This is a genomic window from Streptomyces sp. NPDC058375 (genome assembly GCF_042723425.1).
GTDB lineage: Bacteria > Actinomycetota > Actinomycetes > Streptomycetales > Streptomycetaceae > Streptomyces > Streptomyces durocortorensis.
In genome coordinates this window covers 1-14,471 of record NZ_JBHXJG010000192.1, presented here as the reverse complement: position 1 = coordinate 14,471, position 14,471 = coordinate 1, and the positions used below count along the sequence as shown (strand labels likewise).

Annotated in this window: 13 protein-coding genes and 1 tRNA gene; 8 read left to right on the top strand and 6 right to left on the bottom strand. The window is 72.7% G+C overall.

Going from position 1 to position 14,471, the window contains the following annotated elements; all coding sequences use genetic code 11:
* Nucleotides 1-104 precede the first annotated feature (104 nt).
* From ACFWM7_RS25690 to ACFWM7_RS25680, 3 genes are all read right to left on the bottom strand, one after another.
* Nucleotides 105-1,016, bottom strand: a complete 912-nt coding sequence (locus tag ACFWM7_RS25690) for a DUF2510 domain-containing protein (RefSeq protein WP_383264502.1) — start codon at nt 1,014-1,016, stop codon at nt 105-107.
* 191 nt (nt 1,017-1,207) lie between these two features.
* Nucleotides 1,208-1,900, bottom strand: coding sequence for a response regulator (locus tag ACFWM7_RS25685; RefSeq protein WP_383264499.1), 693 nt, complete (start codon nt 1,898-1,900; stop codon nt 1,208-1,210).
* 2 nt (nt 1,901-1,902) lie between these two features.
* A complete protein-coding gene (locus ACFWM7_RS25680; RefSeq protein WP_383264496.1) occupies nt 1,903-2,865 on the bottom strand; it encodes a HAMP domain-containing sensor histidine kinase in 963 nt (320 codons plus the stop codon).
* A 254-nt stretch (nt 2,866-3,119) separates the two neighbouring features.
* On the opposite strand from ACFWM7_RS25680, the gene ACFWM7_RS25675 reads away from it, so the two are divergent.
* The 5 genes from ACFWM7_RS25675 to ACFWM7_RS25655 all read left to right on the top strand — a co-directional run bounded on the left by ACFWM7_RS25675 (nt 3,120) and on the right by ACFWM7_RS25655 (nt 7,559).
* Nucleotides 3,120-3,407 carry a DUF3040 domain-containing protein gene (locus ACFWM7_RS25675; RefSeq protein ID WP_383264494.1) on the top strand — a complete coding sequence of 96 codons (288 nt, stop codon included), beginning with the start codon at nt 3,120-3,122 and terminating at the stop codon, nt 3,405-3,407.
* A 207-nt stretch (nt 3,408-3,614) separates the two neighbouring features.
* Entirely contained in the window at nt 3,615-4,346 is a 732-nt protein-coding gene (locus tag ACFWM7_RS25670) for a FadR/GntR family transcriptional regulator (RefSeq protein ID WP_383264491.1), read from the top strand.
* A gap of 260 nt (nt 4,347-4,606) precedes the next feature.
* Nucleotides 4,607-5,374 (top strand): (Fe-S)-binding protein, encoded by a 768-nt coding sequence (locus tag ACFWM7_RS25665; protein WP_383264488.1) that lies wholly within the window; start codon nt 4,607-4,609, stop codon nt 5,372-5,374.
* Nucleotides 5,371-6,930, top strand: coding sequence for a lactate utilization protein B (locus ACFWM7_RS25660; RefSeq protein WP_383264485.1), 1,560 nt, complete (start codon nt 5,371-5,373; stop codon nt 6,928-6,930). The genes ACFWM7_RS25665 and ACFWM7_RS25660 overlap by 4 nt, the downstream gene beginning before the upstream one ends.
* On the top strand, nt 6,927-7,559 hold the full coding sequence (locus tag ACFWM7_RS25655) for a lactate utilization protein C (protein WP_383264482.1): 633 nt from the start codon (nt 6,927-6,929) through the stop codon (nt 7,557-7,559). Before ACFWM7_RS25660 ends, ACFWM7_RS25655 begins: the two co-directional genes overlap by 4 nt.
* A gap of 36 nt (nt 7,560-7,595) precedes the next feature.
* Here the strand turns inward: ACFWM7_RS25655 and ACFWM7_RS25650 are convergent, their stop codons facing one another.
* A complete protein-coding gene (locus ACFWM7_RS25650) occupies nt 7,596-9,536 on the bottom strand; it encodes a DUF2264 domain-containing protein (protein ID WP_383264480.1) in 1,941 nt (646 codons plus the stop codon).
* A 153-nt stretch (nt 9,537-9,689) separates the two neighbouring features.
* On the opposite strand from ACFWM7_RS25650, the gene ACFWM7_RS25645 reads away from it, so the two are divergent.
* A complete protein-coding gene (locus ACFWM7_RS25645; RefSeq protein ID WP_383264477.1) occupies nt 9,690-10,469 on the top strand; it encodes a sulfite exporter TauE/SafE family protein in 780 nt (259 codons plus the stop codon).
* 58 nt (nt 10,470-10,527) lie between these two features.
* Here ACFWM7_RS25645 and ACFWM7_RS25640 read toward each other — a convergent pair whose 3' ends face one another.
* Nucleotides 10,528-10,965, bottom strand: a complete 438-nt coding sequence (locus ACFWM7_RS25640; protein WP_383264474.1) for a hypothetical protein — start codon at nt 10,963-10,965, stop codon at nt 10,528-10,530.
* 87 nt (nt 10,966-11,052) lie between these two features.
* On the bottom strand, nt 11,053-11,532 hold the full coding sequence (locus ACFWM7_RS25635; protein WP_383264471.1) for a DUF309 domain-containing protein: 480 nt from the start codon (nt 11,530-11,532) through the stop codon (nt 11,053-11,055).
* A 110-nt stretch (nt 11,533-11,642) separates the two neighbouring features.
* Between ACFWM7_RS25635 and ACFWM7_RS25630 the strand changes: the two genes are divergently transcribed.
* Nucleotides 11,643-14,297 (top strand): ATP-binding protein, encoded by a 2,655-nt coding sequence (locus ACFWM7_RS25630; protein WP_383264468.1) that lies wholly within the window; start codon nt 11,643-11,645, stop codon nt 14,295-14,297.
* A gap of 50 nt (nt 14,298-14,347) precedes the next feature.
* A tRNA-Pro gene (locus ACFWM7_RS25625) sits at nt 14,348-14,421 on the top strand.
* Nucleotides 14,422-14,471 lie beyond the last annotated feature (50 nt).

Here is a 14,471-nt window from a genome sequence, read left to right as displayed (position 1 = left end):
GGACCGGGGGACGGTCCGGGCCCGCCGTTCCGTGCGGTGCGGTGGGTGCGGTGCGGGTCAGACCGCACCCGCCGTTCCGTGCGGTGCGGTGGGTGCGGTGCGGGTCAGACCGCTCCGCCGGTGCCTCCTCCGGCACCGGACGCGGCCTTGATCCCGCCGGTGATCTCATCCAGGACGGACAGCTTCGGCGCGTCCTTGTTGATGTCGAACCCGGACCGGACCACGACGAGCATGCCCTCGGATGCGGGGGAGGGGAACACCAGCGATTCCACGTAGCCGTCGTCGCCCTTCTCCGTCACCACCTTCCAGCGCACGACATAGCCCTTGCCGCCCGCCACCGTGACGGCCTCGGACTTCAGCTCCTCGTGCGAGGTGATCTCCCCGTAGCTCTTGCCGCCGTAGGACTCCTTGGCGTTGACCTCGATGTCCTTCCTGGCCGCCTCTTCCGGAGTCCCCGCGGTGAGCTTCATCGCAGCCGCGGGGGCCGAGAAGACTCCGCCGCGCACACAGGTCTCGGCGGTGTCGCCGGGGCACGCGTGCTCACCCGTCGTCAGTCCGGCGCCGACCGCACCGGATGTTCCCTTCCACCCCTCGGGCACCGGAAGGCTGATCCCTGCGGCCAGGTCCGTGGCGAAGCCCGGCTCGGTCGGCGGGAGCTGCTCGCCCGGCCTCTGGCCGCCGTCGTTCTCCCCGTCGTTCCCCTCGCCGCCCTTCCCGCCGTCCTTCCCGTCGCCGTCCGGTGCGCCCGGCAGGCCGGGGTCGGCGGACGGCGAGGAGGCCGCGGTGGCCGGCCGGCCGCCGCCACTGTCCTCGCCCAGCAGATACACACCGCCCCCGATGGCGGCGAGCACCACCGCGCCGACGGTCACGCCGACGCCGATGCGGATCCCGCGACGGCGCGCCGCGCCGGGCGACGCGCGGACATGGCCGGTCCACTGCGCTCCGTCCCACCAGCGTTCCTGAGCGGGGCCTTTGTCTGAGTGCCCGGGGTCTGGATGCCAGCCGGGCGGGGTCATCTGGGTCACGGGGGAACCTTATGCGGACCGGGTGAGAATCACATGAACCGACCGGTGCTCGCTCGTCCGCGCACCCGCTGGTCCCTGCCCGTTGGCCCCCTGGCGGCTGGTCCCTGGCGGCTGGTCCCCGTGCCCGCTGGTCCGCGTGCCCGCTGGTCCGCGTGCCCGCTTGTTCGTACCCGCCGGGCCGGTCAGGGTTCGATCAGTCCGGCCCGGATCGCGTAGCGCGTGAGTTCCAGACGGTCCTTCAGGCCGAGCTTCTGGAGCAGGTTGGCGCGGTGCCGTTCCACCGTCTTGACGCTGATGACGAGCAGCTCGGCGATCTCCTTCGAGGAGTGGCCCTCGGCGACCAGCTTGAGGATCTCCTCCTCGCGCTCCGTGATGGCCCGCGCTGGCAGGCCATCGCCGTCCTTGGCCCGGTCGAGGAAATTGCGGATGAGCGCGGTCACCGCGCCCGGGTAGAGGAACGGCTCGTCGCGCATCGCCGCCCGGCAGGCCTCCACCAGGTCCCGGTCCGCGACCGACTTGAGGACGTACCCGGCCGCCCCCGCCTTCAACGCCTCGAAGAAATACTGCTCGTTGTCGTACATCGTGAGCATCAGGATGCGCAGGCCGGGCACGACCCGGGACAGTTCGCGCGCCGCCTGCAGGCCGGTGAGGCGGGGCATGGCGATGTCCAGGATGACCAGGTCGGGCCGTTCGCTGCGGGCCATCTCGATGGCCTCGGCACCGTCGCCGGCCTCGGCGACGACCGTCAGGTCCGGTTCGCCGTCCAGGATCAGCCGGACGCCGCGACGTACGAGGGCGTGATCGTCCGCCAGCAGGATGCGGGTCGGGGCGGCGGCGCCCCCGGAAGGCGGGGCGATGGACGGTGAGGTGGGCATGTTCACTTGCTTCCGTTGCTTCCGTTCGGGACGGGCACATCGAGACGTACTTCGGTGCCGCCCTGCGGACCGGGACCGAGGAAGACCTCGGCGCCGATCAGCAGGGCGCGTTCGCGCATCCCGCGCAGGCCGGCTCCCTCCGGGGCGTCCCCGAGGCCGCGGCCGTCGTCGCGGATGCGTAGCTCCACCCCGCCGGGGCTGCGCCGCAGCGACAGTTCGAGCCGGGTGGCGCGGGCGTGCCGGACCGTGTTGGTGAGGGCTTCCTGAGCGATCCGGTAGACGACCAGTTCGGCCTCGGCGCCCAACTCCGGCAGGTCCTTTCCCATCTGGCGGCGGATCGTCAGCCCGTCCGGCGTCGGGGTCTCGGTGATCAGCGCCGTCAGCGCGCTCACCAGGCCGAGCTCCTCCAGTACCCCGGGCCGCAGTCGGCGCGCGATCCGGCGGATCTCGTCCAGCGACCCCCGGGTGATCTCCTGGACCTGCCGCAACTCGCCGCGCAGCGGCTCCGGGGCATGGTCGGCCACCCGCTTCAGCTCCAGCAGCACCGCGGTCAGCGTCTGCCCGACCTCGTCGTGCAGCTCCTGCGCCACCCGGCGGCGCTCGGCCTCCTGCGCGGAGAGAGCACGGGCACTGCTGGTGGCGCGCTCGGCCTCCAGCCGGTCCAGCATCGTGTTGAACGTCTCGATCAGCGCGGCGATCTCACCGTGCCCCGCGACCTCGGGGCGCGGGCTCGGCCGCAGCAGATCGGTGGTCGTCATCGCGCGGGTGACCCGCTGGAGCGGGAAGAGGCCGAGCCGGAGCAGGGCCGCGTTGGCCGCGAGCATGAACGCGATGCCGCCGGTCAGGATCATCGCCTCGGTCAGCAGGACCGGGGTGGAGATGGTGATCGGCCCGAGCAGGAGCAGGGCGCCGGCCGCGACCAGCACGGCGGCGTTGAGCAGGAAGATCCGCCAGAACAGGGACACGGTCGAACGGCTCCTTCGAAGGGTCGGGTCGAGCGGGCGCGCTGACAGCCTCCACTATCGCTGCTACGGGAAGGCCCCCACGTATCGCTGCTACATGGTGCGGGCCCCCGGATATGGGTGCTGCCCCCGATGGCCCCCGGGTGCCCTCCCCGCCGACCATGAGGTCCAGGGCCCCGGGGGCCCTGCCCCGTGCCGCACCACGGGGGCCGGGGCTTCGGGCGCCGGGAGGGTTTCCGTACCGGGAGGGAGACATCATGCCCACGTATGACGAGCGGCTGCGTGATCTGGAGGAGCGGCTGCGTCACGACGATCCCGGGTTCGCCGAGGCGATGTCCGGCGGAACTCCGCGCCCCCCGCGCGAGTACCGCCACCGCAACGCCTGGCTGTGGCTCGCCGCCGGACTCGCCGCACTGGGCATCGGCATCGCCGTGGGCCACGGTCTCCTGATCGCAGCAGGACTCGTCGTGTCCGGCGCGGCGGCCCACCTCTTCGACCCACAGCGCGGCCGCCTGCACGGGCGGGACATCCCCAGCACCCGATAGCACCCGCCGTCCCGCGGCCCTGGTTCCGGCGGTGCCCGCATGCACCGCCCGCCCCATCGGCCCCCTTCCGGCCGGTGCGCAGGTCCCGTCCGGATCTCCGGGCGGGCTTTCGCACGTACGGGACGGGCCTACGCGCCTGAGGTCCGACCACATGCCCGGTGTGACATAGGCTGCATGTCCGGATCCGGCCGAGGCAGGGAGTGACGGATGCCCGTCGAATGGCAGCCCGTGCAGCAGTCCCGCACCCATGAGCTCGTGCTCCGCAGCATCGAGGAACGGGTCTTCGCCGGAGAGCTCCGGGCCGGTGACCGGCTGCCCCCCGAACGGGAACTGGCTCCGGTGCTCGGCGTCAGCCGCTCCGCCCTGCGCGAGGCGCTCCGGGTGCTGGAGACCATCGGCGTCCTGGTGGCCCAGCCCGGCCGGGGCCCCGACGCCGGGGCCCGGATCGTGCGCAACCCGGACGACGCCCTGGGCAGGCTGCTCCGGCTGCATTTCGCCCTCGACAGCTACAGCCTCCACGACGTTCTGGAGGCCCGGGTGGTTCTGGAACGGTCCAGCTTCGAGGCCGCCGCCTGCCACGCGCCCGTCGAGGACCTCGACGAGGCGGAGGAGCTGGTGGCGGGCATGGCGGAGCCGGGGATCACCGTGAGCACCTTCAACGATCTGGACACCCGCTTCCATGTGCTCATCGCCCGCAGCTCCGGCAACGCCCTCACCTCCACGCTGACCTCCGCCGTACGCGAGTCCGTACGGCCGCTGATCCTGCGCGCCCTCGAAGCCGCCGAGGACTGGCCAGCCACCGCCCGCGCCCTCAACGCCGAGCATCGGACTCTTCTCACCCTGGTACGGGAGGGGAGCGGCGATGAAGCCGCGGACCTGGTGGAATGGCATATCCGGGGCTTCCACGGGACGTTGGTGAAGGGGCCGCACGCGCCGTAAGGGCCCGGCCGCCGGGTCGACTCCCGTATGCCGACAGCCGACAGCCGACAGCCGACAGCCGACAGCCGACAGCCGACAGCCGACAGCCGGCCCCGGCGACTCCCGTATACCGGCGGCCGACCCGGGTCCGACTTCCGCACGGCACACACCCTCGGACGTTCCCTTCCTCGGACCGTACCTAGTATGGTCCGACCTTAGAAACCTCATGGTGAGACGCGACGGACATCGGCCGCCGCGCCGAACCCGACCGGGGAGGCCCCATGCGCATCGGACTCTTCGCCACCTGTCTGGGAGACACGCTCTTCCCCGACGCGGTGAAGGCCACCGCGATCCTGCTCACGCGCCTGGGCCACGACGTGGTGTTCCCGCCGGGCCAGACCTGCTGCGGGCAGATGCACATCAACACCGGCTACCAGCGCGAACCCGTGCCCCTGGTACGCAACTTCGCGGACGGGTTCGGCGACGCCTCGATCGAGGCGGTCGTGATGCCGTCCGGCTCGTGCGCCGGTTCCGTCCGGCACCAGCACCGGATCGTCGCCGACCGCTACGGGGACGCCGCGCTCCGCGCCGGTGTGGAGACCGTCGCCGCGAAGACGTACGAGCTCTCCGAGCTCCTCGTGGACGTCCTCGGCGTCACCCATGTCGGCGCGTACTTCCCGCACCGGGTCACGTACCACCCCACCTGTCACTCGCTGCGGATGCTTCGCGTCGGCGACAAGCCCCTCCAACTCCTGCGTGCGGTCGAGGGCATCGACCTCGTCGAGCTGCCCGGCGCCGGCTCCTGCTGCGGATTCGGCGGCACCTTCGCGCTCAAGAACGCCGAGACGTCCACCGCGATGCTCCACGACAAGATGGACAGCATCACGGCCACCGGGGCCGACGTGTGCACCGCCGGGGACTCCTCGTGCCTGATGCACATCGGCGGCGGCCTCTCCCGGATCCGTTCCGGAACGCGCACCCTGCACCTCGCCCGGATCCTCGCCGCGACCCGCACCACGCCCGACGCCCTCACGGAGGCCTCCGTATGAGTACGTTCCTCGGCATGCCCGCCCGGCCGCCCCGCTCCCCGTACGGCACCGGTAACCTCCGCGGCGACCAGGCCTTCCCCCGCGCTGCCCACGACGAACTGGGCAACGACCAGCTCCGCCGCAACCTCGGCCGCGCCACGGCCACCATCCGCGCCAAACGCCTGCACGTCACCGGCGAACTCCCCGACTGGGAAGCCCTGCGGGACGCGGGCTCCGCCATCAAGACCGACACCATGAACAGGCTGCCAGAACTGCTCGAACAACTGGAGCGCAAGGTCACCGAGCGCGGCGGCACCGTCCACTGGGCCCCCGACGCCACCGAGGCCAATGAGATCGTCGCGCGGCTCGTGAAAGCCACGGGCAGCGACGAGGTCGTCAAGGTCAAGTCGATGGCCACCCAGGAGATCGGACTCAACGAGCATCTGGAGTCCGTCGGCATCACTCCGTACGAGACCGACCTCGCCGAACTCATCGTGCAGCTCGCCCACGACAAGCCCTCGCACATCCTGGTCCCCGCGATCCACCGCAACCGGGACGAGATCCGGCAGATCTTCCTCGACCGGATCCCCGGCGTCGACCCGGACCTCGACAACGTCCCCGCCCATCTCGCCGCCGCCGCGCGCGGCTACCTCCGCGAGAAGTTCCTGACCGCGAAGGTCGCCGTCTCCGGTGCCAACTTCGGTATCGCGGAGACCGGCACGCTGGCCGTCGTCGAGTCCGAGGGCAACGGGCGCATGTGCCTGACCCTGCCCGAGACCCTCATCACCGTGATGGGCATCGAGAAGGTCCTCCCGCGCTTCCAGGATTTGGAGGTCTTCCTCCAGCTCCTGCCCCGCTCTTCGACGGGGGAGCGGATGAACCCCTACACGTCGCTGTGGACCGGGGTGACGCCCGGCGACGGTCCGCGCGACTTCCACCTGGTCCTCCTCGACAACGGGCGCACCGCCGCCCTCGCCGACGCGGTCGGACGCGAGGCCCTCAACTGCATCCGCTGCTCCGCCTGCCTCAACGTCTGCCCGGTGTACGAGCGGACCGGCGGCCACGCCTACGGATCGACCTACCCCGGGCCCATCGGCGCGGTCCTCACCCCGCAACTGGCCGGTATGCACGCGGCGAAGGACGACCCGAACAGCTCCTTGCCGTACGCCTCCAGTCTCTGCGGGGCCTGCTTCGACGCCTGCCCGGTGAAGATCGACATTCCGTCGCTGCTGGTGGAGTTGCGCCACCAGCACACCGAACAGGCCGGCGTCACACCGGAGAAGCTGGCGATGAAGGCGGCCGCCGCCGTGATGCGCCGCCCGACTCTCTACACCACCGCGCAGAAGACGTCGGGCCTCGGCCGCGTCGTCGCGGGAGGCGACGGCACGATCTCCCGGCTGCCCCCGCCGTTCAGCGGCTGGAGCGACAGCCGCGACACGGCGGCCCCGCCCCGGGAGACCTTCCGGTCCTGGTTCGCCTCCGACGAGGGCAGGGCCGCCCTGCGGGCCGCGGCCACCGAGGGAAACAGCACCCGGGCCGAGCAGAACAGCGATCGCAACGAGGAGGACGCGACATGAACAGTGCCCGCGACACCGTGCTGGGCCGGATCCGCGACGCCCTCGCCCTGGCCCCGACGCCCGCCGTCGTCGTCCCGCGCGACCACCGCACCGGCCGCGTCCTGCCCGACGACGAACGCCTCGCCCTCTTCACCGACCGGCTCCTCGACTACAAGGCACGCGTGCACCCCTGTACGGCGGAGCGCACCGCCGAGGTCGTCGGCGAGGTCCTGCGGGAGCACGGTCTGCGCCGCATCGGTGTGCCGGCCGGGCTGGACGCGCGCTGGCTCGACGGGTACGAGGGCGAGGTGCGGCAGGACGACGCAGATGTCTCGCCCTCGCAACTCGACGCCCTGGACGCGGTGGTGACGGCGTCGGCCGCCGGCTGCGCGGAGACCGGCACGATCTTCCTGGACGGTTCGCCCGGTCAGGGCCGCAGGGCGTTGTCCCTCGTCCCCGATCTGCACGTGTGCGTCGTCGACCTCTCCACCGTCGAGGTGGGCGTGCCGGAGGCGGTGGCGCGCTTGGTGCCCGAACGGCCGACGACGCTGATCAGCGGGCCGTCCGCCACCTCCGACATCGAGCTGGAGCGGGTGGAGGGCGTCCACGGGCCCCGTACGCTGGTGGTGGTGATCCGCACGGACGCGTAGAGGGCCGGAGAGGGCTCCGGCCGCATCCGGGAGCCTCTACCCGTGATCGACCGTCACCGCGCCCCGGCCGAAGGCGATCCGCGTCCGCGCCCCGTCCTCCGCCCAGCGCACCTCGACCGTGTCGCCGGCCACCTCCACCCGGTCCACCACGTCGTCCAACTCCCCATCCAACGCCCCGTCCACGGTCTTGTCCGACAGGGCGGCTTCCGGATCGGCGGTGAGGGAGGCGAGGGCGGCCAGGACCACCGTGCCTGTCACCTCGGCGGCGAGCCGGGGCACGGTCACCCAGCGCGCGAACGCCGTTCCCTGCGGGGCCCGTACGTCCTCGGGCGCTCCCCAGCCGTACAGCCCCCGCAGCAGCGAACGCACCGGACCGTCCGGGTCGGTCGCCCAGCCCGTGAGCTCGGCCCGCGCCCCGCCCGGCGCGCCCAGCACCCGGTGCACCCGCAGTTCGTGGCGGCCCCGCGCCACGGTCACGCTCTCCACCCGCAGCCCGGGGACGGTGGAGGGGCCCGCCGGGAACACCGGCAGATGCCAGGAGGCCGCCCAGCCCCAGCCCTCGCCGTGCCCCGCCCCGAGCGGATGGATGCGCCGCCGTGCGCTGCGCGCCCCGCCGATCGTCACCGACAGATGGTTGTCCGCCGTGTTCGCCGCCGAGGTGGGCCCGGTCACGGTGGAGTACGCGAGCCGCGCGTAGTGCGGGTCCTCGTCGGCCGCCGACTCGCCCTCGTCCGGGCGCACATGGTCGCTGCCGTGGTTGTGCAGCCGTACCACGCCGTCCGCCCGTGTCGACTGCACCAGAAAGCCCGCCGCCGGCACGGACAGCACCCGGTCGGGGCCCTCGCTCGCAGCCGCCTCCTCCGGCGACGCCCACAAAGGGTGCTCGGGGGGAGCCAGGAGAGCCACGAACGCCTTCGACGCCCAATAGGGGGACGCGGGGCCGGAATAGGTCTGCAGCGTCGCCGCGTGCGGGCCGTGCCAGCCGAGGCTCAGCAGTCCGTCGTCCCCGACCGCGCCGCGCTCCAGGAAGTACCGCAGCGACCCGCTGACCACGCGTCGGGACGCCCCCGGAGTGAGCGGCGTGTGCCCGGTCACCGCGCCCAGACCCACCCCCGCGCTCGCCGCGAAGCGGTAGGTCAGCGAGCGCCCGAAGTGCAGCGGGGCCCCGTCGCCGCCGAACATCAGCGAGAGGCTCTCCAGGTGCTCGCGCAACCGCGCCCCGTGGCGCGCCGACTCCTTTTCGTCGCCCGCCAGATGGGCGTCGAGCAGCGGATACAGGTGCAGCGCCCAGCCGTTGTAGTGGTCGAAGGCGCGCCCGTCCCCGTCGGCGTACCAGCCGTCGCCCCGGTACCAGCCCTCCAGCAGCTCCAGCGCCCGCTCCCGGGCCCGGGCCGTCTCCGCGTCGCCCCGGCCCACCGACTCCAGGAACCCGGCGACGGTGTACGGGAAGAGATACCAGTTGTTGCCGGCCGGAACATGCCGCAGCGCGCCCCGCAGCCAGTGCTCCGCCCGGTCCTGTACGTCGGAGGCCAGCCGGTCCCAGAGCCAGGGCCGAGTGAGCCGCAGGCCGAGGGCCACCGACGCGGACTCCACCATGGGCTGCCCCTGTACGTGGTGGTCCAGGATCAGCGGCCAGGACTCCGCGTCGTCCCGGCCCGGTGTCCGCGTACCGGCGTCGAGCCCGTCCGCGTACCGCTCCAGCAGACCGTTCGGGTCCTTGCCGCCCGCCCCCGCGACCCGGAACCCGGCCGCCAGGAAGGTGCGCGCGTACCCCTCCAGGCCGTCGGAGCGGACGCCGGAGTGCGACGGGGGCCCGGGCAGGTCGAGCCGGGCGCCGCCTGGCGTGGCCCACTTCCGGGCGGCTTCCAGCAGCCCGTCGGCGGCCGCCTCCCAGTGGGCGCGGGTGTACCCGGTGTACGGGCTCGACGCGCGGTCTTCCGGGGGGAGTACGAGGCGGGCACCAGCGGAGGCAGTCATGCGGGAATCCTGATCGACTGATCGAAGAGGGGTCAATGGATCGATCAAGAGCGGGGCTGAATCGATCAAACGCTCATCAGGGCGTAAGAGGGAGGACCGACCCAGCACCTGGCCACCCGCCGGAAAATCGGTGCGCTTAGCATCTTTCCCGACATGGACACCATCAGCCTCTGGCAACTGGTCGCCCTCGCGGCGGCATCCACCCTCGTCGGCTTCTCCAAAACGGCCGTCAGCGGTGCCAATACGATCAGCCTCGCGGTATTCGCGGCCGTCCTTCCGGCCCGCGAATCGACCGGGGTGCTGCTCCCGATCCTCATCGCCGGCGATCTCCTCGCCGTACGCGTCTACCGCCGTCACGCCCACTGGCCCACCCTGCTCCGGCTGTTCCCCGCCGTCGCGGTGGGCGTGGTGGCCGGCACCGTGTTCCTGCTGTGGGCCGACGACGCGGCGGTCCGCACCTCCATCGGCGCGATCCTGCTGTTCATGACCGGTGTCACCCTGTGGCGTCGCCGGATCGCGGAGAAGGCGGCGGGAGGGGAGGAAGAAACCGCAACCGAAACCGAGGGCGGCAGTGGAACCGGCCGGACCGCCGCGCGCGGTTACGGCGTTCTCGGCGGGTTCACCACGATGGTCGCCAACGCCGGCGGGCCGGTGATGTCGCTCTATCTGCTCTCGGCCGGCTTCCGCAAGCTAGGGTTCCTCGGCACCTCGGCCTGGTTCTTCCTGATCCTGAACGTGTCCAAGGTGCCGTTCAGCGTGGGCCTCGGCCTGATCGACGCCCGCTCCCTGCTGCTCGACGCCTGTCTGGTGCTGTTCGTCCTGCCCGGCGCCTACCTGGGCCGCGTGTGCGTCGACCGGATCAACCAGAAGGTCTTCGACCGGATCGTCATCGGCGCGACGGTGGTCGGCGGACTCCAACTCCTGCTCATCTGAGGCCGCCTGGCCGCCCGGCCGCCTGGCCCCTGTCTACCCGGCCCCCTTGGCCTCCGTATCAGGGAAGCAGCAGCCAGTCCGCTCCCACGGCGGCCAGCAGCCCCGCCCCCAGCAGCCAGCTGGCCAGCCGGGTGCGGCCGTTCCGGCTCAGCTCGATCACCACTCCGCACAGGATGAGCGCCAGCCCGTAGACGCCCACGACGAGCACCGATGAACGGCTCGCGATGCGCAGCCCGAGCACGACGGCCATCGCCGCCATGCCCACCGAGGAGAGGACGATCCGCAGCCGCCGGGCCTGGCGCGGGGTGAGTCTCTTCTCGCCCTGCCCGTCCGGCGCGTCGAGTTCACCGCCCTCCGCCCCCGAGCCCGCCCCCGCGTCCGCCTCGGTCTTCGTCGCGGTCTCCGACTCTGCCCCGGTCTTCGTCTCCGCGGCGGTGTCGGCTATCGGAACGTCGGCGTCCCGGTGCTGGTCCTGGTCCTGGTCAGAAGTGCTCATGGAGCCGGATCGTAGTAGCTGTACGGCCCTCGGGTTCGCGGACCCGGGTCTTCCGGTCGCCTGCCGGTCCGGGTGCCGCCCTTCGGGCTACCCGAGCAGGCGGGGCGCCTCGGCCGCCGCGTCGACCGTCGGACCCGACTCCACCCGGCCCGCCAACTCCCGCGCCCAGTCGGACAGTGCGGCGACCGCGATCCCGTACGGCCCGGACCCCGCGAACGGGGCGAGCGCCCCCGCGCCCCGGCGCAGCAGCCGCGCCCCGCCAGCTGTGTTGCCCCGCGCGGAATGGGTCAGCCCCACCGCGAGCTGGGCCAGCCCCCGCCAGAGCTCGCGTTCGACCTCCGGTCCCGACTTCCAGGCGTCCTCGAAGACCTCGTGCGCGTGGAACGGCATCCCCGCGTCCAGCAGCCGCTGTGCCTCCCGGAGCGTCTCCGCGGGCGTGCGGACGACGCCCTCCGGCTGTCGTTCGACGCCGGGTGTCCCGTATGGCAGGGGGCGCCCCAGCCCGTCACGGGGGCGCGCGTTGCGCGCCCGGCCCTCGTCGTCACGGTCTCTGCGCGTCTCGTTCACTACTCGATTGTGCCCCGCACCTGCGGGGAATCGTGCGAACCCTGTCGGCGAGCACCCGCGCACGACTAGGCTCGACCGTCGAGAAGACTGCCTCTGTGGGAAGGGTGGGCATGAAGCCGTCCCGGCCGTTGTACGAGCGTGAACCGGAACTCGCCGCCGCTGCCGAGGCGGTGGACGCCCTGTGCGGTGCGCAGGCCGTCGGCGGGCTCCTGGTCTTCAGCGGAGAGGCGGGGATCGGCAAGACCGCGTTGCTCGCCGAGATCCGGGCGATGGCCGCCGACCGCTGCACCGTGTGGTCCGCCAGGGGAGGCGAGACCGTCACCTCCGTACCGTTCCACGTCGTACGGCAGTTGCTGCAGCCCGCCCTCGACCAGTTCCCGCCGGACGAGACCCGCGCCCTGTTCGGCGACTGGTACGAGACCACCGCCCCCGCTCTGGGACTCGCCGAGCCGAGCGGCCCGCAGCCCGACCCGCAGGGTGTGCGCGACGGCCTGGACTTCGTCGTCGGCCGGCTCGCCTCCCGGCTCAGCCACCGGCCGCTGCTGCTCATCGTGGACGACGCCCACTGGGCGGACGGCGAATCCCTCGCCTGGCTCGCCTCGTTCACCGCCCGCCTCGGCGAACTCCCGGTCCTGGTGGTGCAGGCCCACCGCCCGCAGGAGCTGGCCGAACGGGACGCCAACTACGTCGCCGACCGGGAGGCCGAGCGCGGCTTCGCCGGCGAGGGCACGGTGACCCGGGTCGCCCTGCGGGCCCTGACCCCGGACGCCACCGCCGTACTGGTCCGCGCGGGCCTCGGCGACCACGCCGACGACCCGTTCTGCCGCGAGGTGTGGGCCGTCACCGGAGGCAACCCGTACGAGGCGGTCGAGCTGGTCGCCAAGGTCCAGGACCGCGAACTGCCGCCGGTGGAGGAATCGGCGGGCGAACTGCGCGAACTCGGCGCGTCCGCACGGGGCAGCGGGCTCGTCGCCCGGCTGGAGCGGCTCGGGACGAACGCCAACCGGTTCGCCTGGGCGGCAGCCGTTCTCGGCACCGACATCTCCCAGGAACTGGCCGCCACGCTCGCCGGAATGAGCTCGGCGGAGGCCGCCGACTGCACGGCCCGGCTGCGCGACGCCCGTATCGTCAGCGGCTTCGACCCGCTGGAGTTCGTCCACCCGCTGATCGCGACCGCCGTCTACCGCTCGATCCCGCCGGCCACCCGCACCGCCATGCACGGGCGCGCCGCCTGGGCGATCACCCGCGCCGGCCTCGGCGCCGCCGCGGCCTCCCGCCACCTGCTGGAGGTCCACCCGGACGACGACCAGGAACTGGTCGCGCAGCTGCGGGAAGCCGCCGGCCAGCACCTCGCCGTCGGCGCGCCCGAAGCGGCGCGGCGCTGCCTGGAACGGGCCCTGGAGGAGCCGCCCCGCCCCAAGGACCGGGCTGTCCTCCTCTACGAGCTGGGCTGCGCGACCCTGCTGAGTTCCCCGCCCACCACGGTCCAGCACCTGCGCGCCGCCCTCGACATGCCGGGGCTCGACGACGGGCTTCGGGTCGACGCCACCTTCCGGCTCGCCGCCGCGCTCGCCCACAACAACCAGCTCAAGGACGCGGCGCTGTCGCTGGCCGCCGAGGCCGCGCGCACCGCACCCGGCCCCGGACTGATGCGGCTGCAGGCCGCGCACTTCATGTGGGAGGGCATGCAGGCCACCGAGGACGACGGTCCGGCCCGCTCCCGGCGGCTCACCCGCAACGCCGACCACCTCAAGGGCCGCGACAACCCCGAACGGGCCCTGCTCACCCTGCGGGCCTTCGACGCCATGCTGCGCGGCGAGAACGCCCAGCTCATCGTCGACCTCTGCGAACGCGCCCTGATCGACGGCAGCCCCGCCCGGGGCCTCGGCTGGACCGACTCCGAGTGGGGCTTCGAGCTCCCCACCATGGTCGGCATCGCCTACACCTTCGTCGACCAGCTGGACCGCGCCGAGAGCCTCTTCGGCGAAGCGGTCCGGGCCTTCGAGATCTCCGGCTGGAGCGGCGCCCACCTGGCGTTCGCCCACACCCTGCTCGGCATGGTCCACCGTCGGCGCGGCCGTCTCGCCGAGGCCGAAGGCTTCCTGCGCGAAGGGCTCCGTCTCGCCGACCGCGTCGGCTCCGGCCTGCCCGTGCACTGGGACGCGGCCTGCCTGCTCATCGACACCCTGCTGGCCCGCGGCCGCACCGACGAGGCCCGCCGCATCGCCGACCGGTACGACTTCGGCCCGCCCTACCCCAGCGCCATGGTGCTGCCCGACGGACCGTGCGTGCGGGGCCGCCTGCTGCTGGCCGAGGGCCGCAAGGAGGAGGCGATCGCCGAGCTGGAAGCGGCGGGCGCGGCCCTGGAGCCGCGCGAACGCTTCAACGGCATCTGGGCCCCGTGGGCCGGCGACCTGGCGCGGGCCCTGGCCGACGTCGACCCGGCCCGCGCGGCGCACCTCGCCGCCCGCAACCGGGTCCACGCCGAACGGTTCGGCACGCCCACCGCCCTGGGCGAGGCCCTGCGCTGCGTCGCCCTCTTCGCACCCCCGGAGCGGTCCGCGGAACTGCTCGCCGAGGCGGTGGGACACCTGGAGAAGTCCTCCTCCGCCTACGAGCACGCCCTCGCCCGGGTCGACTACGGCATCGCGATCGGTTCGCACCGGGAGCTGGCCCGGGCCCAGAAGCAGGCCATGGCCTGCGGGGCCGAGGGGCTGGCCGCCCGTGCCCAACAGGCGCGGGCGTCGATACGGTCCTCGGAGTGAGGTAATGTTTGTCCTGCGCGGCCACCCGGGAGAACCGGGAGGAAACGCGGCGGGACGTGGCGCAGCTTGGTAGCGCACTTGACTGGGGGTCAAGGGGTCGCAGGTTCAAATCCTGTCGTCCCGACTGGAGACAGTCGCAGATCAAGGGCCGGTATCGGAGCAATCCGATACCTG

Excerpts from the sequence above, each read along its gene's own strand:
- ACFWM7_RS25690 (WP_383264502.1), bottom strand. The coding sequence starts at position 1,016 with ATGACCCCGCCCGGCTGGCATCCAGACCCCGGGCACTCAGACAAAGGC.
- ACFWM7_RS25685 (WP_383264499.1), bottom strand. The coding sequence starts at position 1,900 with ATGCCCACCTCACCGTCCATCGCCCCGCCTTCCGGGGGCGCCGCCGCC.
- ACFWM7_RS25675 (WP_383264494.1), top strand. The coding sequence starts at position 3,120 with ATGCCCACGTATGACGAGCGGCTGCGTGATCTGGAGGAGCGGCTGCGT.
- ACFWM7_RS25670 (WP_383264491.1), top strand. The coding sequence starts at position 3,615 with ATGCCCGTCGAATGGCAGCCCGTGCAGCAGTCCCGCACCCATGAGCTC.
- ACFWM7_RS25665 (WP_383264488.1), top strand. The coding sequence starts at position 4,607 with ATGCGCATCGGACTCTTCGCCACCTGTCTGGGAGACACGCTCTTCCCC.
- ACFWM7_RS25660 (WP_383264485.1), top strand. The coding sequence starts at position 5,371 with ATGAGTACGTTCCTCGGCATGCCCGCCCGGCCGCCCCGCTCCCCGTAC.
- ACFWM7_RS25655 (WP_383264482.1), top strand. The coding sequence starts at position 6,927 with ATGAACAGTGCCCGCGACACCGTGCTGGGCCGGATCCGCGACGCCCTC.
- ACFWM7_RS25650 (WP_383264480.1), bottom strand. The coding sequence starts at position 9,536 with ATGACTGCCTCCGCTGGTGCCCGCCTCGTACTCCCCCCGGAAGACCGC.
- ACFWM7_RS25645 (WP_383264477.1), top strand. The coding sequence starts at position 9,690 with ATGGACACCATCAGCCTCTGGCAACTGGTCGCCCTCGCGGCGGCATCC.
- ACFWM7_RS25640 (WP_383264474.1), bottom strand. The coding sequence starts at position 10,965 with ATGAGCACTTCTGACCAGGACCAGGACCAGCACCGGGACGCCGACGTT.
- ACFWM7_RS25630 (WP_383264468.1), top strand. The coding sequence starts at position 11,643 with ATGAAGCCGTCCCGGCCGTTGTACGAGCGTGAACCGGAACTCGCCGCC.